This is a genomic window from Patescibacteria group bacterium (assembly GCA_018830295.1).
Taxonomy (GTDB): domain Bacteria; phylum Patescibacteriota; class Minisyncoccia; order Portnoybacterales; family UBA2143; genus JAHJSM01.
Window position 1 is genome coordinate 216,737 of the sequence record JAHJSM010000001.1, and the last position, 23,295, is coordinate 240,031.

Genomic DNA, 23,295 nt, shown 5'->3' on the forward strand with positions numbered 1-23,295 from the left:
ACCAAAAAGCCGAGAAGCAAAAACTTCTTGGCTTTTTATATTCCAAAAAAATTACTTCTATTTTATAAGATTTGTAATAAAGGTCTGCGCCACTCCCGCGAATAATGCGACGCCAATACCAACCAAACCCCAAATTAATCTTTGCCTCGCTTCCGTAAGTTTTTCATCTACGCCCCCCGCCGTCATCCAAGTTAAACCTGCCCAAACAATCATCATCACACCCAAAAGTAGAACAATACCTTGAAACCAATTAACAACTGTTTCAAAAATATCCGTTATGCCTGTTAAAGAAGTGGGACCAGCCTTTACAACATCAACTGCCGCGAAAACGGCCAATGTCCCCGCGAACAAAAAGACAAGCGAAAACGCGATAATTGCCGAAAAAAATCTTTTATTATTCTTCACAAATTCTCACCTCCTTTCTTTTTACCCTCCTAAAATACTTCTAACTAAAGTAACCCAATTTTTGCCTATTAAAAGAACCGCCAAACCAACCAAAGACCAGGTTAGCGCTTTTCTCGCCTCTGTTATCTTCTCGTCTCTTCCGCCAGCAATCATAAACAAAAGGCCTGAATAAATTATCATACCTACGGCGATAATAATACCAATATTCGCGACCCAATCAATAATATCTTCTATCAACGCCTCAAAACTTGTCGATGTGAGCGGATTTGAAAAAATTCCTGTTACTTTTGTTCCTTCCAGCGCGTCTACTCGCGCCAAAGGCAAGCCCATCATTAAACATATAAAAAACAAAACCGCCGACAAAGAAATTATTTTTTTAAGTTTAAAATTCATAAATGTTTTATTTTATCTATTAATTTGAATACATGTAGGAAATTTTGTCCACGCGGCGCTAAATTCTGACTTAGCAACGGTCTTTAAAAGGGTATCAATCATAAGCCAACTGCTGAAAATAATAACAAGACCGATAAATGTATTTACAAAAATTCCTTTGGCTTTGGTAACCGCGTCTTGACTCCCGCCCGAAAAGAGAAACATAACGCCAGCCACCGCGAATAAAAGAGCGGCGACGGGAAGAGCCAAATTAAACGAAATAAAATTGATAATATTGCTTCCTAAATGCCAAAGGTCGCAGATTGTGCAATTATCATTGCAAGGAACGATAGAGCCAGTAATATAGCCCGCGCAAACTATATTCGCCTTCATTAAACCCGCGAGCAGAAAATAAATTAAAAATCTGTAATTCTTCATTTTCTCATTAAAACATTAACTTGATTCACTGCCCTATCCACAGAATCGCTAATTGTCATTTCTCCCGTTACAACTGATTCTATCATATCCGCCAAAATCGTTTCAATACCTAAATTATCGGTCTGATACCAAGAGCGAGCCGTTAAAGATTGTTCCGCAAAAACGCCTAAATCTGCGTCATTTTTTTGCCATAAAACAAGGTCTTTCCTGGCGGTCGGTTTTTTGGTCAGCTCTAAATATTTTTGAGAATTTTCTTTTCCCGCGAACCAAACTATAAAATTCCACGCTGCCCTCGCATTGGAAGAATTTCTTGGAACAGCCAACCCCCAATAATTAGCATAATTGATATCTTTCTCAGAGCCCTTAATTTGGGGCATCGGCGATATACCAAAATTCAGATAAGGCGCTTTCGCGCGAATAGTTGGTAATTGATAAGAATAATTAAACATCACCGCTGCTTTGCCTTCATAAAAAGCGTCAATTGAATAATCCATCCGATTATTCCACGAATAAACGGCTTTCAATGGATTGGCAAAATCAGTATAAAACCGCAAAGCATCTGTTGATTCCCTAAAGATGGCCTCTGTTTTCTCTCCATTAATCATTTGAACGCCCGACTGGAGCATAAGCAAAGACAAAATATCGGTTGAGCGATTAACATTGCGCGCCGTTCCTAAAGCGACTCCCGCACGAATAATATTATCCCTTTCGTCTTTAATAGTTATTTTCTCCACATCTTCTAAGAAATCCTCCCATGTCTTGGCTGGCTTGGGAATGCCAGCTGTATTAAAGATATCCTTGTTGTAATAAAGAGCCAAGGTATCAACGCTCAAAGGCAAAGCCGTTACGAACCCATCTATTACAAAATCATCATAAATAACATCAACAAAATTATCCTGAACATCTCTCAACGAAATTAAATCTTCAGGCGCGGCAAAAATTTTATCTTCGTATCTCGGAATCCATGTATGGTGCAACATGACAATATCGGGACCTCTCCCTGTCGCCATCGCGGCCAATAAATCTTTTTCGTACGAGACGAAATTCTTTTTGTAATAATTAATTTTAATGTTTGAATATTCCGCATTAAAATCGCTGATCAGTTCTTTGTAAATATCAGAGTCGTCATAAACGCCCCAAAATTCCAATTCTACATTTTGGGTAACTTCTTCCGATTTACAACCCGGGAAAGCGGCCGCTAACCCAAAAATCAACACGGGCGCAATAAAGGTATAAAAAATGGTAATCTTTTTTTTAGACAATGGTTTGTTATCCCCTAAAAACTAATCCATAATGCTGACTGTCAATTTCAAGTTCCTTTTCAAAAAGAAGCCCTTCGTTTTCCGCCAATTGACGCGCCTCCTTTTTGGAAATCAACCAACCCCCTTTTGGAGCTAATGCAGAACTGGCTATCCATTCAATTACAACCAACTGCCCGCCCTCTTTCAAAACCCTTCTTGCTTCTTTAATAATTTCTTCTTTTTTTTGCGATTGAAACAAAATGTTGCGCATTAAAACAAAATCCATTGAATTATCATCTAACTTTGAACTGCCCAAAACCTCCAAATTACAATGAATTGTTTCAATATTGGAAATCCCCTCTAAATCCGCTTTGCTTTTAACCGCTTCTAATGTTTCTTTGACCACATCAACTGCGTAAACTTTGCCTTGGTTAACAATTTTTGCCAAAGGAACACTAAAATATCCGTTCCCGCAACCAAAATCAGCTACTTGCGCGTTATCGCGAATGCCCATTCGTTTCAAAATTTCTTCAGGACGAGATAGTCCTATGACTTGATTTGACATAATCTTTTTAAATACACGCCGCGGTGACGACTTTGTCGTTTCCGTTCAGCCGCATAATTTTAACCCCCTGCGTGGCTCTTCCTAATTCGGGAATGGATTTAACTTCCATTCTAATGACCTGCCCTTGTTTAGAAATAGCGATTAAATCCTTTGTCTCTGGACTCAAAATATGACCCGCAACAATATCTCCTGTCTTTTCGCCAATTTTCGCCGTCTTAATCCCCATTCCGCCTCTTTTCTGCGTCTTGTAATATTTCAAATCCGTTTTCTTCCCAAGCCCATTTTCAGTCACCACTAATATTTTTAAATTCTTCTTTTCCGCTTTTTCTTCAACAATACCCATCCCGATTAATCTATCGCCTTCTTTTAAAGCGACTCCCTTCACACCCGCCGCGCCTCTCCCCATAACCCTAACATCGCCTTCTTTAAAGCGAATGCTTTGCCCTTTAGCGGTAATCAAAACAATTTCATCTTTGCCGGAAGTCAGAACAGCCCATCTTAATCGATCACTCGCGCTTAACTTTAAGGCAATTAATCCGCTTTTCCGCGTATTTTTGAAGTCATCTATTTTAGTTCTCTTGATTATACCATTTTTAGTCACCATGACCAAATATTTCCCCTCCACAGGGCCACTCATATCAAGAACTGTCGCGATTTTTTCTTTGGCTCCCAACTGCAAGATATTAACAATCGCCTGTCCGCGCGCGACGCGACTCGCCTCCGGAATCTCATACGCCTTTATTTGAAAAACGCGCCCTTGATTGGTGAAAAACAAAATTGGGTCGTGAGTTGAAGCGGAAATAAAATGTCCAACCGCGTCTTCTTCCCGCGGAGTAATGCCAACCACTCCCTTGCCACCTCTTTTCTGCGATTTGTACGCTTGCGGATTCATTCTTTTAATATACCCGCCTCGGGTTAAAATGATAATATTTTCCTCTTGAGGAATTAATTCTTCGTCCGTCAATTCTCCCACTGGTCGGCTAAAAACTTTTGTCCGTCTTTTATCTGCGTATTTCTCTTTCAATTCCTCTAACTCTTTTTTAATCAAGTCCATAATTTTCTTTTGGCTCTTCAACAAGGCCTCCAACTTTTTAATAATTTTCTTTTTCTCTTCCAGTTCATCTTTAATTTTCTGCCGCTCCAAACCAGCGAGCGCTTGAAGTCGCATTTCTAAAATAGCCGACGCCTGAAGGTCGCTTAATTTAAATCTTTTGACTAAATTTTTATGAGCCGTATCTTTATCAGCCGAGCTCCTGATCGTCTTAATAACTTCGTCAATAAAATCAAGCGCCTTGTTTAAGCCGAGCAAAATATGTTCCCTTTCGCGCGCTTGTTTCAACTCAAATTGAGCGCGACGCGTGACGACCGTTCGACGATGTTTGACATACTCGTCCAAAACACCCTTAAGCGACAAGACCTGCGGCTGAATTCCATCAACCAAAGCAAGCATATTTAAATGAAATGTCTTCTGTAAATCCGTCAGTTTGAACAAGCGATTAAGAACTTTCTGCGGCTGGGTATCGCTTTTTAAACCAATGACCAATCGGACGCCATCTTTATCCGACTCATCGCGAATTTCTTTAATCCCTTGAAGTTTTTTACTTTTAACTAAATCCGCTATTTTAATAATAAGATTCGCTTTATTCACTGCGTATGTCATTTCCTTCACGATAATCTGGAATTTTCCCGCCTTTTCCTCAACAATTTCCGCTTTGGCGCGCGAAACAATCGGACCCCGTCCGCTACTATACGCCTGAATCATTCCCTGTCTATCATAAATTTCTCCGCCCGTCGGAAAATCAGGACCCTTAATAAATTGGAAAAGGTCTTGGACCGTCGCCTTAGGGTTGCTAATCAAATAGATAATGCCATCAATCAATTCGCCCAAATTATGAGGTGGAATGTTGGTCGCCATCCCGACGGCAATCCCCATCCCTCCGTTTAAAAGTAATTGTGGAAGTTTCGCCGGCAAAACAGACGGCTCTTTGGTGCTCCCGTCATAGTTATCAACCCAATCAATCGTCTCCTTGTCAATATCAGCCAACATCTCCTCCGCGATCTTATTCATCTTCGCTTCCGTATATCTTGGCGCGGCTGCATTATCCCCATCCATCGAGTTATGAACAAAAATTCCCGCCCCAAGACAAAAATTATGATGCGGCTCTATGGTTAAATCATAAACATCCTCTTTTTTGCGAAGAATTTTCGCCGTTGCTATCCGATGATTATATTTTTTAGATTCGGATACAATTTCCGAAAAATTGCTAAAATAATTTAATGCGTTCTCAAGTTTTGGAACACCATTATTAGTTCTTTCTCGCTCGTATATTTCAGGAGTTATTTTTTTACGCTTGCCCAAAAGAGAGTGAACAAATCCTAAAATTTTACTCTTAATTACTCTTTTCTTATATGAAGGGTTCTGCCAATTTTTAAGCAAAGAAACTTTTGCCTTCCCCGCCAAATCTTTCATAAATTCAGGATTTTCTTTGCAACGCTGCTTGTTGCGAGCGCTTGTTAATTCGCTCATTTTCTTACTAAATTCAGGATTTTGCCATTGTTCTGTCGCTTTTTTACTATGAAATTCTCGCGTTTTTGGGTTTTCCCACAACTTTTTAGCCATTTGGCTAAAATGATCATCGGGATATTTTGCTCGATATTCAGGATTTTGCCATAATTTTTTTGACATCTCACTCTGTCTCTTTCTTTCTTCAGGATTCTCAAATCTCTCTTTTGTTAATTTAGAAATATATTCTCTATGTTTTGGGTCAGACCAAATTTCCAAAGAAATTTCTCTCATCATTTGAGACATTCGCTCCCTGTATTTTTCATCTTGCCATTTTTTCTTAAGTTCTTTCGATTTTGACTCGCTCATTAACTCTTGAAAATCTTTTCTTTGCCATAAGCTCCTCATATTCCTGCTCGATACCTGACTCGCTCTCTCTCTATATTCAAGATTTGACCAAGCTTCTTTAACCATCTCACTCATTTTTTCTCGATAAACGGGATTTTTCCAATTTTTTTTGTTCAATTCTGACAACATCAAAGCCGCCTTTTCTCTGTTTTCTTTCTTCGCCCAAAATTTTCTTCTTCCTTCGGCAATTTTTTTAACATATCCCGCATCATTCTTATGACGCCAAGAAGCAATTTCTTTATGATATTGCCAATGTTCTCCCCATTGCAATCTTAAAATATTATCTGGATTATTATTTAATTTATTAAAATCCAAATGGTGTCTAATCTTGCCTTTGTTTTTCTTATAAACTCTATTAGCCAAATTCCATTTGTCAGCCAAACGATGAACAAAATCCCATGTATGTTTAAATGGTTGACGAACTACCGCGTAGCCTTTTAGATTAGCATCTTCGCCTTGGTAAATTTCATCGTAAAGCGGCATCAAAGAATCGCTTGGCTTTAAATCTTTAGCTTTTTTATAAGATCCGTTTCTGACCATAAAAAGATGGTCTAATGTGCATTTAATTTTTTTTCCGTTATCCAGCGTTATCTCCATTACTTTTTCGTCCTTACGAGTTAATCTAGGATTTTTTATTTCAGCAACTTCTATTTCTTTATTGTCCGAATTAAAAGAAAATGTCCAATTTCTTTTCCCTTTTTTATATTCTTTAATAAGTTCTCCAAAAGTAAGATCTCGTCCATCAGTTAATTTAATTTTTGTATCTTTTGTAAAACAGCCAAAATTACCTTGCCCTTTGACCATCGGATATCGCGCGTGGAATTCTTGTGTCATCTTGACCATTGACTCATAAACAGCCATATCCCCATGCGGATGATATTTGCCGAGCGTCTCCCCCACGATTGTCGCCGACTTGCGGAACTTAGCGGAACTGTTCAGCCCCATCCGATGCATGGCATACAAAATACGCCGGTGAACCGGTTTAAGTCCGTCGCGAACATCGGGCAAGGCGCGCGAAATAATTACGCTCATTGCGTAAGCCAAATACGAATCCTTCATTTCGTCCGTAATCGCCCGTTTTTTTATATATCCTATTTCCATAAACAAAAAACAAAATTATTTGCTCACTGGCAATCTTATCGGCTTAACCGTTTTTGTATTCTGGGGACTGTCCCCAATTTCAATTTCCTCTTCTACTATATTATCTTCAAATAAAGCCCCTACGCTCGCTTTTAACGCTTCCATTAAAGAAGGTGTCTCTTTAATAATTTTCTCCTTCGTTTGAGAAACCTCTTTTACAGAATACTTCAAAGAAGCGACCCAAAAGGAAACAACAAAAAACGAGCAAACCAAAACAAATGCCCAAAGAATCCGAACGCGAACAACTCGCGGCTTATTCTGAATTTTCTCAATAAAATCAATGATATTCATTGTTTTAAATCTTCATCACAACCACTTCCATCCCTCCATTCGTAAAGTCCTTCTTTTTAAGCGTCAGTTTGTCAACGGCCGTTTTCTCTTCCAGCCCCATTTCTTTCAGAAATTCATCTACTCCCGCTAAATTCTCTTTCAATCCCGGCAGTTTGTATCGCATCGGGATAATAATTTGCGGCTCAATTTGCTTTGATATTTTAGCCGCTTCTTTCGCTCCAATTGTCTCGCCGCCGCCAACGGGCGCCATTAGAACATCAACCTGTCCAATCGCTTCCAACTGTCTGTCCGTCAGTCGCTCCTGTCTTAAATCGCCCAAATGACAAATTCTAATCCCATCGGTTTCTATTAAATAAATTGTATTTTGAAAACTTGAGACCCCAATAATCCTAATATTTTTCACTTCGTATTCGCCCGGTCCGTTAATAATAAAGGGTTCGCCGCTCATCGCTTTGATATTATTATGATCCTTATGATTGCGCGAAACCGCAATAATATCCGCGTTCCCTTTTGGAGGATTCAAACCAACCCCCTTGTCAAAAGGGTCAATTATAATAACCAAATGCCCGCCCTGATTAGCAATCTTGAAACAAGAATGCCCGTACCAGTTAATAATCATAAATTAAATTTCCAGCTTTTTAAATCTTATCACACCCGCCTTCTCTTGCCAAGTTGATAATCTTGCGTTATACTCTCGGAAGTTAATATTATATTATGAAAAAAGAATCTCAAATCATGAAGGACTTGTTGGAAAAAGAAAAAAAAGCTGTTTCTTTGCCTCAAGCCGGAGATATCGTTGAAGGCCGCATTATCAAAATTAGCAAAAGCGCTATTATTGTAGAACTCGGTCCTGTGGGAACAGGCGTTGTTTACGGCGGAGAATTGAAAGATAACCGCGTCATGCTCAAGGAATTGGCGGTCGGACAAGAAATTTCCGCCTTGGTTTTAGATCCCGAAAACGAAGATGGCTTCGTTGAACTTTCTCTTAAAGAAGCGCATCTGGAAAAAATCTGGAAAGACCTTCAAGCAAAAAGGCAAAGCGATGATGTTATCACCGTCAAAGTCATGGAAGCAAACCGCGGCGGATTAGTCGTCAGGTTTTCCGACTTAGTCGGCTTTTTGCCCGTCTCCCAATTATCGCACGAAAATTATCCCCGCGTTGAAAACGGCGATAAAAACGCGATTCTCCAGCAACTTAACCAATTTATTGGAAAAGACATGACTGTTAAAATCATCAATCTTGATAAAAAAGAAGAAAAAATGGTTGTTTCCGAAAAAGCCGCCCAAGCTGGCAAGACCAAAGAAGACCTCCTTAAATACAAAGAAGGAGATATCGTTGAGGGAACCGTCGCCACGCTCGCTAACTTCGGCGCTTTCATAAGATTTGACGAAAACATTGAGGGCCTGGCGCACATTTCAGAATTAGAATGGAGAAGAATTGACCACCCCAGCCAAGTCCTTAAATTAAACGAAAAAGTAAAAGCGAAAATCATCAGCATCCAAAACGGTCAAGTAGCCCTCTCCCTCAAAGCGCTCAAAGAAAGACCTCAAGAAGAAGTCAAAGAAGAGACCAAAGAAGAAACAAAGGAAGAATAAAAAAAGCCCCCGCAAGGGGGTTTTTAACTTATTGCCATATCCAAACATTCTGCTATAATACCCATTATGAAAACATTATTTAAAAATTTACTCATCGCTTTTTTGGTTTTTCTTTCAATCGCCGGATTTTTCGCTTTAATTAACAGCGGCGTTGAAGAGCCGACTCAAATTTCGCTGACCCAACTGGTTGAGCGAATTAACAATGAAGAGATTTCAACCATCACTATCAAAGGTGACGCGCTTGAAATTAAATTAAAAGGCGGAACAGTTGAAAGCGCGACCAAAGAAAGAGAGGCCTCGCTGACCGAATCGCTCAAAAATTACGGACTTGAAACAGCAAAACTAAAACTAATCAATTTGGAAGTGGAAGGAGAAAGCGGCGCGGCTTTTTGGCTCGGCACCGTTTTGCCTTTTCTTTTCCCTCTTCTTTTAATCGGCGCTTTCTTTTGGTTTATGCTCCGAGGCGCTCAACGCGGGCAGAGCCAGGCGTTTTCTTTCGGTCGTTCCAGAGCGCGCCTCATTAGACCCGAAGACAAAAAAAATCGGGTTTCGTTCAAAGATGTCGCTGGATTGAAAGAAGCCAAGGAAGAACTAAGCGAAATAGTTGAATTCCTTAGAACCCCCAAGAAATTCGTTGACCTCGGAGCCAAAATTCCCAAGGGCGTTTTGCTTATCGGCGCGCCTGGCACAGGCAAGACCCTTTTGGCGCGCGCCATCGCTTCCGAAGCAAGCGTTCCATTTTTCAGCGTCTCTGGTTCAGAATTCGTGGAAATGTTTGTCGGCGTCGGCTCATCCCGAGTTCGCGACCTTTTCCAGACCGCCAAAAAGAACGCGCCCTCTTTAATTTTTATTGACGAATTAGACGCCATCGGACGCCAAAGAGGCGCCGGACTGAGCGGCGGACACGACGAAAGAGAACAAACGCTCAATCAAATTTTAGTTGAAATGGACGGATTTGACCCGAACACAGGCGTAATTTTAATCAGCGCTACAAACCGTCCCGATGTTCTTGACCAAGCGCTTCTTCGCCCGGGCCGATTTGACCGCCGCATCATTTTAGACCTGCCCGACATTAAAGACCGCGAAGCAATCCTTAAAATTCACAGCCTCAATAAACCTATGGGCAAAGACGCCAATTTCAAGGAAATCGCCGAGCGAACACCTGGATTTTCCGGCGCCGACTTGGCAAATTTAGTCAACGAAGCGGCGATTCTAACCGCGCGGCGGAACAAGAAAATCATCGGGCAAAGCGAACTTTTGGAATGTATTGAAAAAGTCATTTTAGGACCCGAAAGAAAAAGCCACATCTTGTCTAAAAAAGAAAAAGAAATCACCGCCTACCACGAAGCCGGACACGCCCTACTCACGACCCTTCTCCCCAACGCCGACCCAGTCCAAAAAGTTTCCATCATCGCCCGCGGTTCAGCCGCTGGCTATACTCTCAAACTCCCTATTGAAGATAAACACCTCCACAGCCGTTCCGAGTTTATGGATGAATTAGCCGTCCTTTTAGGCGGATACGCTGCCGAAAAAATCGTCTTTAACGAGCTCACCACTGGCGCTTCCAACGACCTTCAAAAAACAAACGAACTCGCCCGCCGTTTAGTGACTAAATATGGAATGAGCGAAAAAATGGGACCGAGAACTTTTGGCGGACGAGAAGAAATGGTTTTCTTAGGACGAGAAATGGCGAATGGAAAGGACTATTCTGAAGAAATAGCAAAACAAATTGACGAAGAAATCGCCGAATTTATTGACAACGCCTACCGAGTCGCCGAAGATATCTTAATCAAAAACAGAAAGAAATTAGACCGAATCGCCAAAGAACTAATCAAAAAAGAAACGATCGAAAGAAAGGACTTTGAAAGATTGCTAAAAAGAAAGGTTTAGGGTATGATATCGCCGGGCGCGTAGCTCAGCTGGTTAGAGCACCTAGCTTATATCTAGGCGGTCCCTGGTTCGAATCCAGGCGCGCCCACGCGTTTTTTCGGGCGGTTAGCTCACTTGGTTAGAGCGCGTCGTTGACATCGACGAGGTAACTGGTTCGAATCCAGTATCGCCCACCAATAAAAATCCCGCATAACGCGGGATTTTCCGCGCAAAGGGGACTGTCCCCTCTTGGGGACAGTCCCCGGATTACTTGCCACTCGGCTAAAATACTGGTATTTTATCATAGTACGGGCCAGTGGTTTAGTGGTATAACGCCTCCTTTGCAAGGAGGAGGTCGCGGGTTCGATTCCCGCCTGGTCCACATGTCTATCACCCTCAAAATTATTTACGAAAACGATGATTTTCTTGTTCTTGAAAAACCAGCTGATTTGACCGTCCACCCTGTAAAGCCAGAACAGAAAAACACATTGGCGGATTTAATTGTGGCGCGATATCCAGAAATTAAAGGAGTTGGGGAAGATCCCTTGCGGCCGGGAATCGTTCATCGGCTGGACAAGGACACTTCGGGATTGATGGTTGTCGCGAAAAACAACCAAAGTTTTAATTATCTTAAAAAGCAATTTCAAGATAGAAAGGTGGAAAAAGAATATTTGGCCTTAGTCGTGGGAAAAATAAAAGACAAAAAGGGAACAATTACCAAATCAATCAGCCAATCAAAAAAAGACCACAAAAAAAGAAGCGCCCTTTTGGGAGAAAAATCAAAACCCGCTTGGACCGAATACGAGGTCTTGGAATATTATAAACAATACACCCTCGTCAAAGCAATGCCAAAAACGGGGCGGACACACCAAATCAGAATCCATTTGGCATCCATTGGATACCCCATCGCCGGCGACAAACAATATAAATTCAAAAGACAACCTTGCCCCAAAAACCTTTCAAGGCAATTTCTTCATTCCTACTACTTGAAATTTCAAACAACTGATGGTAAGATGATTGCGTTCAAATCAGAACTTCCGCAGGACCTAAAAGAAGTTCTTAAAGACCTTGAAAAAATTTATGAATAAAATTGACGCGTTCAACAAAAAAAATATAAAAAGCGATTTGCCCGAAATCAGGACCGGATACACTATCCGCGTCCACCAAAAAATAAAAGAGGGAGAAAAACAAAGAATTCAAATCTTTGAGGGCTTGGTTATTGCCTGCAAGCACGGCAAAGGAATTAATTCCACCATCACCGTCCGAAAAATCAGCCAAGGAATTGGCGTTGAAAGAATTTTTCCAATCCACGCGCCTTTTATTGAAAAAATAGAAGTCATCCGCAAACACAAAGTCCGCCAAGCCAAACTCTACTACATCCGCCACAAATCAACTAAGGAATCTCGCCTCAAAGAAATAAAAGAAAAGCCCGCCAAGAAAAAAGAAAAATAGCCCCCGCCGCCCAGGTGATGGAACTGGTAGACATGCAAGCTTGAGGGGCTTGTGCTCGCAAGAGCGTGAGGGTTCAAATCCCTCCCTGGGCACAAAGACTGGGGGCTACCCTCGCAACGGGGGCAGCCCCCATTTAAAAAAACGCCACCCGGCGTTTTTTTTGATTCCCCCTTGCTATTTTTTAAAATCTATCGTATCCTATCCCCAATCAAAAAACCCGTAACTTAACAACCAAAAAGGAGGGATAAGATGAGTCTATTTTCGTTTTTTGAAAGAAAAATTGTCGCTGAATGTGGACACACTACAAAAAGAAAGGATAAAATAGTGGCGTTTGGCGAAGGGACAATCACTGAAATTACTTTTGAAGACGGTAAAACGCCATATTGCCATCAATGTCTTGAAAAAATGGCTATCAGGTGCGCTTGGTGTGGACATGTAATTTTTATCGGCGATCCAATTACTTTATACACCCCGGCAAAAAAAGATTTTAAAATATCAGATTACGCCACCGTGTACAACAAAAACCCGCTACAATTAGTCGGTTGCTTGAGATGGGATTGCGCTGAAACAGGCGCGGATAGGGCTGGATTTTGGATGCCACCTGGAAAGGTTGAACGAGTGCCAACCGCGTTTGAACGAATTATGATGGGTGAGAACGCAGTAGTTATCGGAGATCTTAGCAAAGCGTAAAAATAACTAATTCCCCGTGGCCTTGATTAAATAATAATCGAGGCCATTTTATTTCCGCCAACATATTAGACGTTCAACGTCTAACACCCCATTCGGCTATCCGATAGCCGAATTAGGCGAATCTCTCTTGCCACTCGCTTAGGAGGTTGAAAAACTATTTTGCTTTATTCTTAACTTGCCGCGCTCTCGCTTTTTTCAGCGATTCAAAATGTAATATGCCGCTTTCATCTTTGTCGGTCATATTGCCAAGCAAACGAAAACTTCCCTCGCCAAAAGTTTTTTCAACAAGACGCGCGATAGGCAAAAGATGTCCAGTAAAATGCGACTTCAAAAACTCTTTAGAAACATCATCCGCGCTTTGATACTGATTTGGAAATTCTTTTTGTATCTCGCCGCAAACATAATCAAGAGTTTGTCTCTGAGGAAGATAGGAAAAAAACCAACCGCCCTCGCATTTTTTGTTCACGTAAATTATTTCGTCCTCTGAAATATTCTTTTTTTTCGCTAATTCCTTCTTAAATTTCTTGGCTTCATCCGACATCATCCATTCTTTTTCCTCTTTCATTTCTGGCGTTTCAAAAAGTTTGCTTAAGAAAATTTTTTCTTGAGCCGAAACAATCGCTTCGTGCAGTCCGACGAAGTGCCTATGTTGCCCTCCATAATGGTCATGTCTCTGCGACGATCCCACAGTCATTCCTTCTCTGTAGGATGTTTTTTCGACTTTTTCATTTTTTTCTTCAACTTCAATAGAATAATATCCCTTAAGGTGCAATGTCTCGTGAAAAGCGACTGAGCCAAAATGAGCAAGATTATCTCTGTATTCTTCGGCGTTAAAGACAACCCCCTGTTTGACAAAAAAAGCCCCTGCGCTATGGTTGCCGCTGCCAATAATCTCTTTATATAATTCTGGGGGTATAATATGGTAATTTTCCGCCGAAATATTGTATGTCTCCACGCCTGCTTCGCGCATTAATTTATTTGTTTCTTGATTCGCAAAATCAATTAGAGCAAGTTCTTTTTCCGATTTTGGATATTCAAATTTGGCCAACTGCTCTCGCGCTCGCAGAGGCAATGATTCAAAATGGTCAAAGAAGGCCTGCTCCGCCTCTTTTTTGGCCTGCTCTTTTTTTTCAAAAGAAGCATTCCCAACCACACTAATTTTTGGACCTTTCTCCATATTTTCCATATTAAGATTTTATCACTTTTTTCAATTATAGAAAAGACACCCCATTCGGCTATCCGATAGCCGAATTAGACGAACCTTTCCTGCCGCTCGCTTAGGAGATTAAAGACAATAGCGGAGGCGGCAGCTAAGATAAATGTCCATTGGATGGCGAGATAAAAAGAAGCGGCGATAATCAGAATAACCATCAATGTCCGACCGAAACTAATCGCTATTTCGTGCAAGACCGTGAACTCGTCCACGAAATGCCCTTGGTCAGCCGCGATTTCATAAGTCAGCGCGTCAAAGGGCGTCCGCAGGAAAATTTTGGCGACGCTATGATAAGCGCCCACCATAAAAATATGGAAAGCGGTGGTGATGAAAATCTTAACAACCCACCCGGCGGAATAAAAAAAACTCCCCCATTTCAAAGCGCCCTTTTTTGAATCATTCTCGTCCATTCTCTTACCTAAAAGCAATTGCGCTCCGACAGTAATTCCAATAATAAATGTAGAAATCGCGCCAACTTGAAAATAGTCGCCATTCAAAAGTTGATAAATAAAAATCGGCCAAATAACTATCCCAACGACATTCTCGGCGCCATCCGCCATATACGCCAAAACAATTTTTCTCATCTTGCGCGAAAAAAATTGTTTCCATGTTTCCAAAAACTCCCAACTAAATTTCTCGCGCGTCCGAGGAATGGTCAAATATGGAATGCCCGAAACAAGATAAAGAATAATAGCGATTAAAAACAAAACATCAAACCCAAAATGGCTAATGATATAACCCGATATTAGAGGGATAAAAACCCCCGCCGCCAAATAACTGGCGTTGAGAACGCTCACTTGCCTTCCGCGGTCTTCTTTATTGGTAAATTTGGCGAAATCAACATGATAAGGCACCCAATAGAAGAGCCGAAAGAAAACGACCACCAAAACCGACAAAGGAATTAAATACCGCGCGTTTTCCGCGTTGATGAAATAGAAAATAAGATAAAACGCGGCGCCCAAAAGAATGCTAATTCGCAACGCCCTCCTAAAACCGAAGTCGTTCAGAAATCTCGCCCCAAAAGAAACAGTCAGCCCATACAAAAGATAGCCAACGCCGTAATAGATAACCGTCATTCTTAAATCCTGCCCAAAAAGGTCATACAAAAAAATAGGCAAAAAAATCCCCGAAAGAGCCGTCGCAATCAAAACAATTGTCTTGCCCACATACAAAGAAACAAATCCATGCGAAGGCGCCTTATCAAAATATTTTCCAATCATAAAAATATTTTACCATAAAAACTGGAAATCCCCCAGTTTCTCTGATAGAATGGCAATATCGCGGGCGGTTAGCTCACCCGGTAGAGCGCTTCGTTTACACCGAAGAGGTAGCAGGTTCGAGTCCTGCACCGCCCACACGGAGAGGTGCCAGAGTGGACGAATGGGACGGTCTCGAAAACCGTTGTGGTAGAAATACCACCGTGGGTTCGAATCCCACCCTCTCCGCCTTCGCCCGCCAAAGCGGGCTTCGGTCGCTGACGCGCCATAGCTTTAGCGACGGAGCGCGGACACAGTCCGCCTGAAGATTGCGTAGGCGGGTTTCGCCCGCCAGATCAAAATCAACCAAAAATATAAGACCCATAAAATTACATTGCTACTTTGCGTTTTGCGACAAATACACCGCCTTCAATTTTGAAAAATATTTAAAATCCGGTTCCGGCAGAGCGTTTATAGCCAAACATTTAACTTAATCACAAAGAAAGCGAGGTGAAAATATCAAAGAATGGGGGCTGCCCCCGCAACGGGGGCAGCCCCCATTTAACACACATGAAAAAAATAAAACTTTTTTGGTATTTACTAACAATTATTCCTATCGTCTTGTTGATTCTTGGTTATGTTTTTCCCCTTCATTTTTTCTCTAGCCAAGATTCTATCAGGGAGTTTGTAAATCAATTTGGGATATTTGCTCCAATTATTTTTATACTCATTCAAATTCTCCAAGTTATCATTACACCCTTCAGCCATTACACAGTTTCTATTGCTGGTGGTTTTATTTTTGGAACTTGGTTAGGATTTCTTTACAATTTAATCGGCAGGGTAATTGGAACTGCAATCGCGTTTTATTTAGGAAGAATCTTCGGAAGAAAAATTATTAAGTATATGGTAAAGCCAGAGACAATCGAAAAGTATGATTATTATTTTGATAAAGGAAAACTGTTGTTGTTTTTGGCTTATTTTCTCCCCCTATTCCCCGATGATGAAATTTCATATTTAGCCGGATTTTCAGCAATTAGTCCTAAAATCTTTTTGCCGTTAATGGCCGTTGGACATATCGGCGGAAGTTTAAGTTTGTCTTATCTCGGGAACGGCGTGCAATCTATCAAGGAACCAATGTTTATATTTCTTTCGTTAATTACTCTAATTGGCGGAATTTGGTTTGCTTGGCATTATAGAGAAATAAAAAAATAAACAACACGCCCGATAGAGAGCACTTTTTGTCCCCTGTGGACAACTGGTCTGAAATAAACTATACTGGGACAAGACCTTCCGCGGAATAATTTTTCCGATGGAGGTCTATGGTTTATGCTTAATATCTTAATCGAAAACCCATTCTTTTTTGTTTTTTTGGGCGGAATTATTTTTCTCGCTCTTTGGAATGTTTTGCTTCAAATCCAGCATTGGCTGATAAGAAAAAAACTCAAAACATTTTTTAATGGCAAAAAAGCGTCTGATTTGGAGGGCGTTCTTTTCGAAGAAATCAAACGGTTGAAAAAAGCGGAAGAAGGCATTAAGGGGTTGTCTAAAAATCTAAAATCAGTTGAAAAAATGGCTGAACGAAGCATTCAAAAAGCGAGTGTTGTCCGTTTTAATCCGTTCAAAGAAACGGGCGGAGACCAAAGTTTTGTCATCGCCTTGCTTGATTCGCGCGATAATGGCTTGGTCATCACGAGTTTATTCACCCGCCAAGGAAACAGGGTCTACAGCAAGCCAATTAAAGAAGGAAAATCAACATATCCCCTTTCCAAAGAAGAAACGGAAGCGTTGAAGAAAGCAGGAATGGAGAAATAAGTTTTTATAAAAATGAAAAAAAAGATTGTTAAGAAAAAAAAGAATAGTTTGCCAATCCGTCCACCGGTGGTGGTTATTTTAGGGCATGTTGACCATGGAAAAACCTCCATTCTTGACTATATCCGCAAAACGCAAGTGACGGCGAAAGAATCGGGCGGCATTACCCAACATATCGGCGCCTATCAAGCGAAGCATCAAGATAAAACTATTACATTTGTTGACACCCCTGGCCACGAAGCGTTTTCGGCGATGCGTTCGCGCGGAGCTAAGGTCGCCGACATCGCCATTTTAGTCGTCGCCGCCGAAGAAGGCCTAAAGCCGCAGACAAAAGAAGCGATTACTCATATTAAAAAATGTGGCATTCCAATGATTGTCGCGTTGAATAAAATTGATAAAAAAGAAGCCCAGCCGGATAAAGTTAAAGGAGAATTATCAAAATATGAGGTTGTCGTTGAATCATTGGGTGGCGAAGTTCCTTCAATCAATGTCTCGGCAAAAACAGGGCAAGGGATAGAAGAACTTTTGGAAATGATAAACTTGGTGGCGGAAATGGAAGAATTCACGGACGACCCAAACCAGACAGCCGCGGGAGTAATTATTGAATCGCGGCATGATACGCGAAGGGGCGCCACCGCTACCTTGTTAGTCAAAAGCGGAACGCTCAAAAGCAGAGATATTGTCGGAACTGGTTCGGCTTTCGGACGGATTAAAACAATGGAGGATTTTCAGCTTAATCCCATTAAAGAAGCGTCCGCGTCAACGCCCGCCGTCATTACTGGATTTAATCAGGCCCCGCAGGTTGGAGAAAAATTCGCTGTTTTTAATAGTTTAGACGAAGCGCAAACAGAAACCGCGAGAAAGACGGCGAAAAGAGATGCTGACGGAACAAAAGAAGTTTTTGATTTTGATTCGGACAAAAAAACGCTTAATATTATTCTCAAAGCCGATGTGAGAGGGTCTTTGGAAGCAATCCGAGAATCGCTCAAAAGCATCCCCGACGATGAGGTTATTTTAAGAATTCTCAAAGCGGAGGTTGGGGAAATAACAGAATCGGATATTAAAATGGCTGAATCAGCGAAGGCGAAAATATTCGGCTTTAGAATTAAAACAAGCGGACCGAGCAAACAATTAGCCCAGCATAAGAAAATTAGAATCGCCTCTTTTGATATTATTTATGAATTAATCCAAAGCGTCCGAGAGTCGCTTTCTAAACTTTTAGAACCAGAGATAATCAAACACAGCGTCGGGCAACTAAAAGTCCTCGCTTTGTTCAAGACAGAAAGAGATAAGCAAATTATCGGCGGGAAAGTTATTAAAGGAGATATTAAAAAAGGCGCGTTGGTTAATATTATCGGCAAAGAAAAAACGCCTGGGAAAATTGTCCAACTCCAACGAGACAAAAAAGAAACTGACGAGGTCGGCAAAGGTCACGAATGCGGTCTTGCTGTTAGGGGCTTAACGAGCATTGAGAAAGGAGACACTTTGGAAATCTACATAGAAGAAAGAAAAAAGAGGGAAATTTAATTATTCGCCAACCCTATGTCTGCCCTGCGAATTGAAAAAGTCAACGAACTTCTCCGACAAGAAGTTAGCAAACTACTCCTGAAAGAGGTTGATTTTGAAGGCGCCTTCGTAACAATCACAAATGTTGACACAGCGCCTAATTTACAGCAAAGTAAGATAAGGATTAGCGTTCTTCCAAACGAGAAAATCGAAAAGGTTTTGGATATCATTAGCAGAAATATCTTTCATCTCCAAAAATCGCTTAATAAGAAACTATATATGAGACCCGTTCCTAAAATGATTTTTGAAATTGACAAAGTGGAAGAGCACGCCCAACGGATTGAGGAAATTTTAGGAAAGATTAAAAGGTAAGGCCGTGTGGCGGAGTGGTTACGCGATGGTCTGCAAAACCATTTACACCGGTTCAATTCCGGTCGCGGCCTCAGGGAAAATAAAATACGCCGCGGTGGTGAAATGGCAGACACGCAACACTTAAAATGTTGTGGGAGAAATCCCGTGTGGGTTCGACTCCCACCCGCGGCACCATAATAAAAACCCGTTTTTAACGGGTTTTTATTATTTAACTATATCTTCAGCACTTCTACTTTGAGTTGTTGAACTCCGAATTGCTTGGCGTCTTCTCTGGTTTCAAACCAGATGTCTATTTTGTGGTTGTTTTTGAGGGCCATTCTGTCCTCAACCACGAAAACCTTGTCTCCGTAAATGTCCGGAAAACGAACTCTCGTCCCAAACTTTAAGAAGTTGCAAGCGATAATACCGTCCCGAACGCCTGTCCCGGAAGCGGTAATAAAAGGCGTTGAATCGGTTTGGTCAGGTGTGCTTGAGTAAGCCGTCACCGTCACCCATTTCTGATTTACCACAATCGGCGTGTCCGGCGTAGATGATTGGACTAATGTTTGCCCTTGAAGGGTTATCAGACCATCAACCGGAAGAAAACCGATTTCAGTTTGATTGGGACCGATTAAACCAAGCTGGGGAAATAAGAAGTTAGAGACCAGGCCAAGCAAAGATAGAGAGACCGAAATTCTATTCTTTGTATACATAAATTTTTAAGTAATTAAAAAATCCCCTCTTCGGGATTTCTTAGATACTATCACATCTATTTAATTTTGTCAAGGGTTTTTGGCGGTTTTTTGATTTTTCATCTTTTTTAGAGCGATTCGCAACCAAACAGAATATTTGTTCGGGCGTTTGGCGATGTTTTTTTTTAACTCCCCCATAGAAATCCACTTATAATCCATAATTTCCTTTGGGTTTGGCTTCGGCTCTCCGTCAAATTTTCCGATAAAAACGCAGTCGTATTCGTTTTCAGTCAGGCCATTATGAAAACCCGTGTTGTAAATAAAGCAAAACGCTTTTTTGATTTTACAATCAAAACCCATTTCTTCTCCTAGCCGCCTATGCGCCGCTTGATGATATGTCTCGCGCGGTCGCGGATGACTGCAAACCGTGTTTGACCACAACCCTTCCGAATGATATTTATCTCGCGCTCTTTGCTGAATAAGTAACTCTCCTTTTGAGTTAAAAATGAAAATTGAAAAAGCCCGATGCAGTTTTCCATCCCGATGGGCTTTAATCTTCTCCTCTACGCCGACTTTTTTATTATTTTTATCCACCAAAACAACTTGTTCTTTCGGCATCTTGTTTTCTTATTCGTGAGCGGGTAGGGGGAATCGAACCCCCGTCATCTGATTGGCAACCAGATGTAATAGCCACTATACGATACCCGCCTTCGTCCGCCATAGCGGACTTCGGCGGGCAATGCCCGCTTAAGTTCGCGACGGCTGGATTGGTGCCGGGGGTGGGAGTCGAACCCACTACTTTCTCTTTTTCAGAGAGACACTCTACCGATGAGTTACCCCGGCATAAATTTAATGAATTAAAGACAAATCACTATTTAATACAACTGGTCGCATTGCTTCTATTTCATCCTTATACATTATTTCGGGAATTGAATTTAACAAAAATACTTTCTTATTCAAAACATGAGCGAAACCCATTTCGAGAAACGCATTGCCACCAATATAATTCTTAATTCCATTTTTGTCTATATTGATAATCAAAACAGCATCCGCATTTTTAATTTCTTCGAAATAATCCCTAATAAGATCATGCTCAATCTTATTTTTCACTGATTCAGAATGAATCTTATCTAAATTTTCCATCAAAGCATATTGTTCCGTAAATTTTGGTAAAATAACTTTATGATCTAATATCCTAAGTTTTTTACCGATATCTACCATTTTTTTCACAGAGCTCATGCTTCCGCAAATTACTATTTTCATATTTTTATATAGCCCCGCAATACTGCGGGGCACTATTTTTTGTTGCCAAATCGGAATTTGGACAAAAAATGTGGACCCAGTGGGATTCGAACCCACGACCACCTCGCTGCCAGCGAGGTGCGCTACCGCTGCGCTATGGGCCCGCGAAATTCTTCCAAATTCTGATTTGGTAAAGAATTTCAGCGTCCCGCAGTATTGCGGGACAACTTCTCCCAAATTCTTATTTTTGTTACTAAGTTAGAATTAAGGCCCCGCAATTCTGCGGGGCGCTGATTTTTATAATCAAATCAGAATTTGAATAAAAATCGCGTGTCCTCGGCGCGAGTCGAACGCGCGACCTACGCGTTAGGAGTGCGTTGCTCTATCCACTGAGCTACGAGGACTTATTCATAACGCCGCAACCCCATCTTATAATATTGACTTACCTTAGTCAATGGATTATACTCTAAACTAAGAAACGAGAAAAATGAAAAAATCACCTATCGTTCAAGTTGTTAAAAAAATTAGTCCTGCGGTGGTCAGTATTACGATTACCAAGGAATTTCCTAAAATAAGGAGATATTTCGTTCAGCCGTTTGACGAACTTTTCGGGTCTTACGGAGCGCCTATTCCTCAATTTCGCCAAGAAGGAAAGCAAAGAGTGAAAATCGGAGGAGGAAGCGGATTTTTTGTTTCATCGGAAGGCATCATTTTAACCAACCGTCATGTTGTTGCTTCCTCTGAAGTTGATTATACGGTCGTCACAAATAACGGCGAAAAATACGAAGCAGAGGTCTTGGCTCGCGACCATGTCAACGATGTCGCCATTATTAAAGTAAAATGCCCCAAGAATAAAAAATTTCCTATTTTGGAATTGGGCGATTCAGATAAAATAGAATTGGGACAGGACGCGATTGCTATCGGCAACGCTTTGGGAACTTTTCAAAATACCGTTTCAACTGGAGTTGTTTCTGGATTGAGCCGATTTATTACCGCTCACGACGGAATTTCCGGTCGCGCGGCTGAATTAAGAGGGCTTGTCCAAACAGACGCGGCGATTAATCCGGGCAATTCGGGCGGACCTTTGGCTGACATTGATGGCAAGGTTGTCGCTATTAATGTGGCAATCGTCCAAGGCGCTCAAAATATTGGTTTCGCTATTCCAATTAACAACGCCAAAAAAGATTTAGAGGACCTTAAAAAACACGGAAGGATTATTCAGCCATTTATGGGCGTCCGATATATTTTAATCAATAAGGCGCTCAAAGAAGAAATTTTAGCGCAGTCAGGAATTAGTTTGCCGGTTGACCACGGCGCTTTAGTCGTTCGCGAACCAGGCATCGGCGACCCTGCGATTATTCCTAATGGTCCCGCCTTCAAGGCCGGTTTGATGGAGCGCGATATTATTTTAGAATTTAATAAAGAAAAAGTTGACGAAAAGCATCCTTTGCAAGAAATGATTCACAAGCGCAAGCCCGGGGATGTGATTGAAATAAAAATTTTAAGAGGAGACAAAATCGGCGTAGTAAATGTAAAACTGGAAGAGAGGAAATAGAAAATCCCGCGCGAGCGGAACGAAAGCTCTCTGCCTGAGAACAAAAGTCCTTTCATTGAAAAATGAAGGACTTTTGTTTTGCGGAATTTTTAAAATAACGCATAATTTCCAACAATCAAAACATATAGCGGCTCAACTATAAATGGAATTACTACATAAATCATAAAAAAAATCACACCTATAAGAGGCAAAATACCGCCTTGTATAAAAGAATTTTTAACATTTTCTAGTGAAGGGAATAAAGCGAAAAAAATATGCGAACCATCAAGAGGCGGAACTGGCATTAAATTTAACACTCCTAAAATAAGATTGATCCAAACAGAAAAACTTAAAAAATAAATTAAATAAAGATTATTTAATTCAAAAAAATACAAGAAAGAACCAACAAGTAGCACTATTAAAAAATTAGAACATGGTCCAGCCGCGCTTACTAAAGCAGGACCCCATTTTTGGTTTTTTAGATTATAAGGATTAAAGGGAACTGGCTTGCCCCAACCGATCCCGGCAATGAAAATAAGAATTGTTCCAAGCGGATCTAAATGCGCAAGCGGATTTACAGTTAATCGACCTTGATCTTTAGCAGTATTATCACCTAAATAATAAGCCATCCATGCATGAAAAAATTCATGAATGCTAAGCGCAAAAATTATTGCCATGGCTATTATTAAAAACAATATTGGGTCATTAAAAAGAATTTGTATAAGCATATTTTTTTACTTGATTATTATCAAAAAATAGGGTAATCTTTAAAAGTAAATTAA

The 23,295-nt window shown here is 41.0% G+C and carries 24 protein-coding genes and 12 tRNA genes; 18 read left to right on the forward strand and 18 right to left on the reverse strand.

Annotated elements, in window-relative coordinates; all coding sequences use genetic code 11:
* Nucleotides 1-57: 57 nt before the first annotated feature.
* From KKF19_01110 to KKF19_01145, 8 genes are read right to left on the reverse strand one after another with little or no spacing between them, the layout of a single operon-like run.
* A complete protein-coding gene (locus tag KKF19_01110) occupies nt 58-405 on the reverse strand; it encodes a pilin (GenBank protein ID MBU2579557.1) in 348 nt (115 codons plus the stop codon).
* Nucleotides 406-426: 21 nt separating this feature from the next.
* A complete protein-coding gene (locus KKF19_01115) occupies nt 427-798 on the reverse strand; it encodes a pilin (protein MBU2579558.1) in 372 nt (123 codons plus the stop codon).
* A 12-nt stretch (nt 799-810) separates the two neighbouring features.
* Nucleotides 811-1,215 carry a pilin gene (locus KKF19_01120; protein ID MBU2579559.1) on the reverse strand — a complete coding sequence of 135 codons (405 nt, stop codon included), beginning with the start codon at nt 1,213-1,215 and terminating at the stop codon, nt 811-813.
* Nucleotides 1,212-2,432, reverse strand: a complete 1,221-nt coding sequence (locus KKF19_01125) for an extracellular solute-binding protein (GenBank protein ID MBU2579560.1) — start codon at nt 2,430-2,432, stop codon at nt 1,212-1,214. The genes KKF19_01120 and KKF19_01125 overlap by 4 nt, the downstream gene beginning before the upstream one ends.
* A 52-nt stretch (nt 2,433-2,484) precedes the next feature.
* Nucleotides 2,485-3,021, reverse strand: coding sequence for a class I SAM-dependent methyltransferase (locus tag KKF19_01130; protein MBU2579561.1), 537 nt, complete (start codon nt 3,019-3,021; stop codon nt 2,485-2,487).
* A gap of 7 nt (nt 3,022-3,028) precedes the next feature.
* The gene (gyrA, locus tag KKF19_01135; GenBank protein MBU2579562.1) at nt 3,029-7,033 is read right to left on the reverse strand and encodes a DNA gyrase subunit A; all 4,005 of its coding nucleotides are present in this window, start codon (nt 7,031-7,033) and stop codon (nt 3,029-3,031) included.
* Nucleotides 7,034-7,048: 15 nt separating this feature from the next.
* The gene (locus KKF19_01140) at nt 7,049-7,363 is read right to left on the reverse strand and encodes a hypothetical protein (protein MBU2579563.1); all 315 of its coding nucleotides are present in this window, start codon (nt 7,361-7,363) and stop codon (nt 7,049-7,051) included.
* Nucleotides 7,364-7,367: 4 nt separating this feature from the next.
* Nucleotides 7,368-7,982 (reverse strand): MBL fold metallo-hydrolase, encoded by a 615-nt coding sequence (locus tag KKF19_01145; GenBank protein ID MBU2579564.1) that lies wholly within the window; start codon nt 7,980-7,982, stop codon nt 7,368-7,370.
* Nucleotides 7,983-8,077: 95 nt separating this feature from the next.
* Here KKF19_01145 and KKF19_01150 point away from each other — a divergent pair, with 95 nt between their 5' ends.
* The 9 genes from KKF19_01150 to KKF19_01190 all read left to right on the forward strand — a co-directional run bounded on the left by KKF19_01150 (nt 8,078) and on the right by KKF19_01190 (nt 12,970).
* Entirely contained in the window at nt 8,078-8,959 is an 882-nt protein-coding gene (locus KKF19_01150) for a S1 RNA-binding domain-containing protein (GenBank protein MBU2579565.1), read from the forward strand.
* 66 nt (nt 8,960-9,025) lie between these two features.
* Nucleotides 9,026-10,849 (forward strand): ATP-dependent zinc metalloprotease FtsH, encoded by a 1,824-nt coding sequence (gene ftsH / locus KKF19_01155; GenBank protein MBU2579566.1) that lies wholly within the window; start codon nt 9,026-9,028, stop codon nt 10,847-10,849.
* A gap of 14 nt (nt 10,850-10,863) precedes the next feature.
* Nucleotides 10,864-10,937 (forward strand) — tRNA-Ile (locus tag KKF19_01160).
* An 11-nt stretch (nt 10,938-10,948) separates the two neighbouring features.
* Nucleotides 10,949-11,025 (forward strand) — tRNA-Val (locus tag KKF19_01165).
* A 113-nt stretch (nt 11,026-11,138) separates the two neighbouring features.
* Nucleotides 11,139-11,210, forward strand: a tRNA-Ala gene (locus tag KKF19_01170).
* Nucleotide 11,211: 1 nt separating this feature from the next.
* On the forward strand, nt 11,212-11,916 hold the full coding sequence (locus tag KKF19_01175; protein ID MBU2579567.1) for an RluA family pseudouridine synthase: 705 nt from the start codon (nt 11,212-11,214) through the stop codon (nt 11,914-11,916).
* Entirely contained in the window at nt 11,909-12,280 is a 372-nt protein-coding gene (gene rplS, locus KKF19_01180) for a 50S ribosomal protein L19 (protein ID MBU2579568.1), read from the forward strand. The genes KKF19_01175 and rplS overlap by 8 nt, the downstream gene beginning before the upstream one ends.
* 8 nt (nt 12,281-12,288) lie before the next feature.
* Nucleotides 12,289-12,372: transfer RNA gene (locus tag KKF19_01185), tRNA-Leu, on the forward strand.
* Nucleotides 12,373-12,529: 157 nt separating this feature from the next.
* Complete coding sequence (locus KKF19_01190) at nt 12,530-12,970, forward strand: hypothetical protein (protein MBU2579569.1); 441 nt, start codon at nt 12,530-12,532, stop codon at nt 12,968-12,970.
* Between the two features lie 154 nt (nt 12,971-13,124).
* Here KKF19_01190 and KKF19_01195 read toward each other — a convergent pair whose 3' ends face one another.
* Together KKF19_01195 and KKF19_01200 are read right to left on the reverse strand one after the other, a co-directional pair.
* Entirely contained in the window at nt 13,125-14,156 is a 1,032-nt protein-coding gene (locus KKF19_01195; GenBank protein ID MBU2579570.1) for a hypothetical protein, read from the reverse strand.
* A 65-nt stretch (nt 14,157-14,221) separates the two neighbouring features.
* Nucleotides 14,222-15,403 carry an MFS transporter gene (locus KKF19_01200; protein ID MBU2579571.1) on the reverse strand — a complete coding sequence of 394 codons (1,182 nt, stop codon included), beginning with the start codon at nt 15,401-15,403 and terminating at the stop codon, nt 14,222-14,224.
* Between the two features lie 62 nt (nt 15,404-15,465).
* Between KKF19_01200 and KKF19_01205 the strand changes: the two genes are divergently transcribed.
* The 8 genes from KKF19_01205 (at nt 15,466) to KKF19_01240 (ending at nt 19,240) form a co-directional block, all read left to right on the forward strand.
* Nucleotides 15,466-15,538 (forward strand) — tRNA-Val (locus KKF19_01205).
* A gap of 3 nt (nt 15,539-15,541) precedes the next feature.
* Nucleotides 15,542-15,628 (forward strand) — tRNA-Ser (locus KKF19_01210).
* Nucleotides 15,629-15,949: 321 nt separating this feature from the next.
* The gene (locus KKF19_01215; GenBank protein ID MBU2579572.1) at nt 15,950-16,591 is read left to right on the forward strand and encodes a VTT domain-containing protein; all 642 of its coding nucleotides are present in this window, start codon (nt 15,950-15,952) and stop codon (nt 16,589-16,591) included.
* Between the two features lie 114 nt (nt 16,592-16,705).
* Nucleotides 16,706-17,191 (forward strand): DUF4446 family protein, encoded by a 486-nt coding sequence (locus tag KKF19_01220; protein ID MBU2579573.1) that lies wholly within the window; start codon nt 16,706-16,708, stop codon nt 17,189-17,191.
* Between the two features lie 12 nt (nt 17,192-17,203).
* Nucleotides 17,204-18,715 (forward strand): translation initiation factor IF-2, encoded by a 1,512-nt coding sequence (infB, locus tag KKF19_01225; protein MBU2579574.1) that lies wholly within the window; start codon nt 17,204-17,206, stop codon nt 18,713-18,715.
* 15 nt (nt 18,716-18,730) lie between these two features.
* On the forward strand, nt 18,731-19,066 hold the full coding sequence (locus tag KKF19_01230) for a ribosome-binding factor A (GenBank protein MBU2579575.1): 336 nt from the start codon (nt 18,731-18,733) through the stop codon (nt 19,064-19,066).
* Nucleotides 19,067-19,137: transfer RNA gene (locus KKF19_01235), tRNA-Cys, on the forward strand.
* A gap of 17 nt (nt 19,138-19,154) precedes the next feature.
* Nucleotides 19,155-19,240: transfer RNA gene (locus KKF19_01240), tRNA-Leu, on the forward strand.
* Between the two features lie 38 nt (nt 19,241-19,278).
* On the opposite strand, the gene KKF19_01245 is transcribed toward KKF19_01240, so the two are convergent.
* The 7 genes from KKF19_01245 to KKF19_01275 form a co-directional block, all read right to left on the reverse strand.
* Complete coding sequence (locus tag KKF19_01245; GenBank protein MBU2579576.1) at nt 19,279-19,758, reverse strand: 3D domain-containing protein; 480 nt, start codon at nt 19,756-19,758, stop codon at nt 19,279-19,281.
* Between the two features lie 69 nt (nt 19,759-19,827).
* Entirely contained in the window at nt 19,828-20,355 is a 528-nt protein-coding gene (gene idi, locus KKF19_01250; protein ID MBU2579577.1) for an isopentenyl-diphosphate Delta-isomerase, read from the reverse strand.
* Between the two features lie 18 nt (nt 20,356-20,373).
* A tRNA-Gly gene (locus KKF19_01255) sits at nt 20,374-20,445 on the reverse strand.
* Between the two features lie 60 nt (nt 20,446-20,505).
* Nucleotides 20,506-20,580: transfer RNA gene (locus KKF19_01260), tRNA-Phe, on the reverse strand.
* A gap of 6 nt (nt 20,581-20,586) precedes the next feature.
* Nucleotides 20,587-21,000, reverse strand: a complete 414-nt coding sequence (locus KKF19_01265; protein MBU2579578.1) for a hypothetical protein — start codon at nt 20,998-21,000, stop codon at nt 20,587-20,589.
* A gap of 71 nt (nt 21,001-21,071) precedes the next feature.
* Nucleotides 21,072-21,143 (reverse strand) — tRNA-Ala (locus KKF19_01270).
* 167 nt (nt 21,144-21,310) lie between these two features.
* Nucleotides 21,311-21,383 (reverse strand) — tRNA-Arg (locus KKF19_01275).
* 83 nt (nt 21,384-21,466) lie between these two features.
* Between KKF19_01275 and KKF19_01280 the strand changes: the two genes are divergently transcribed.
* The gene (locus tag KKF19_01280) at nt 21,467-22,534 is read left to right on the forward strand and encodes a trypsin-like peptidase domain-containing protein (GenBank protein MBU2579579.1); all 1,068 of its coding nucleotides are present in this window, start codon (nt 21,467-21,469) and stop codon (nt 22,532-22,534) included.
* A gap of 89 nt (nt 22,535-22,623) precedes the next feature.
* Here the strand turns inward: KKF19_01280 and KKF19_01285 are convergent, their stop codons facing one another.
* Entirely contained in the window at nt 22,624-23,241 is a 618-nt protein-coding gene (locus KKF19_01285; protein MBU2579580.1) for a site-2 protease family protein, read from the reverse strand.
* Nucleotides 23,242-23,295: the final 54 nt, after the last annotated feature.

Coding starts and splice junctions, on each gene's coding strand:
- KKF19_01115 (MBU2579558.1), bottom strand. CDS start 798: ATGAATTTTAAACTTAAAAAAATAATTTCTTTGTCGGCGGTTTTGTTT.
- KKF19_01120 (MBU2579559.1), bottom strand. CDS start 1,215: ATGAAGAATTACAGATTTTTAATTTATTTTCTGCTCGCGGGTTTAATG.
- KKF19_01130 (MBU2579561.1), bottom strand. CDS start 3,021: ATGTCAAATCAAGTCATAGGACTATCTCGTCCTGAAGAAATTTTGAAA.
- gyrA (MBU2579562.1), bottom strand. CDS start 7,033: ATGGAAATAGGATATATAAAAAAACGGGCGATTACGGACGAAATGAAG.
- KKF19_01140 (MBU2579563.1), bottom strand. CDS start 7,363: ATGAATATCATTGATTTTATTGAGAAAATTCAGAATAAGCCGCGAGTT.
- KKF19_01145 (MBU2579564.1), bottom strand. CDS start 7,982: ATGATTATTAACTGGTACGGGCATTCTTGTTTCAAGATTGCTAATCAG.
- KKF19_01150 (MBU2579565.1), top strand. CDS start 8,078: ATGAAAAAAGAATCTCAAATCATGAAGGACTTGTTGGAAAAAGAAAAA.
- ftsH (MBU2579566.1), top strand. CDS start 9,026: ATGAAAACATTATTTAAAAATTTACTCATCGCTTTTTTGGTTTTTCTT.
- KKF19_01175 (MBU2579567.1), top strand. CDS start 11,212: ATGTCTATCACCCTCAAAATTATTTACGAAAACGATGATTTTCTTGTT.
- rplS (MBU2579568.1), top strand. CDS start 11,909: ATGAATAAAATTGACGCGTTCAACAAAAAAAATATAAAAAGCGATTTG.
- KKF19_01190 (MBU2579569.1), top strand. CDS start 12,530: ATGAGTCTATTTTCGTTTTTTGAAAGAAAAATTGTCGCTGAATGTGGA.
- KKF19_01195 (MBU2579570.1), bottom strand. CDS start 14,156: ATGGAAAATATGGAGAAAGGTCCAAAAATTAGTGTGGTTGGGAATGCT.
- KKF19_01200 (MBU2579571.1), bottom strand. CDS start 15,403: ATGATTGGAAAATATTTTGATAAGGCGCCTTCGCATGGATTTGTTTCT.
- KKF19_01215 (MBU2579572.1), top strand. CDS start 15,950: ATGAAAAAAATAAAACTTTTTTGGTATTTACTAACAATTATTCCTATC.
- KKF19_01220 (MBU2579573.1), top strand. CDS start 16,706: ATGCTTAATATCTTAATCGAAAACCCATTCTTTTTTGTTTTTTTGGGC.
- infB (MBU2579574.1), top strand. CDS start 17,204: ATGAAAAAAAAGATTGTTAAGAAAAAAAAGAATAGTTTGCCAATCCGT.
- KKF19_01230 (MBU2579575.1), top strand. CDS start 18,731: ATGTCTGCCCTGCGAATTGAAAAAGTCAACGAACTTCTCCGACAAGAA.
- KKF19_01245 (MBU2579576.1), bottom strand. CDS start 19,758: ATGTATACAAAGAATAGAATTTCGGTCTCTCTATCTTTGCTTGGCCTG.
- idi (MBU2579577.1), bottom strand. CDS start 20,355: ATGCCGAAAGAACAAGTTGTTTTGGTGGATAAAAATAATAAAAAAGTC.
- KKF19_01265 (MBU2579578.1), bottom strand. CDS start 21,000: ATGAAAATAGTAATTTGCGGAAGCATGAGCTCTGTGAAAAAAATGGTA.
- KKF19_01280 (MBU2579579.1), top strand. CDS start 21,467: ATGAAAAAATCACCTATCGTTCAAGTTGTTAAAAAAATTAGTCCTGCG.
- KKF19_01285 (MBU2579580.1), bottom strand. CDS start 23,241: ATGCTTATACAAATTCTTTTTAATGACCCAATATTGTTTTTAATAATA.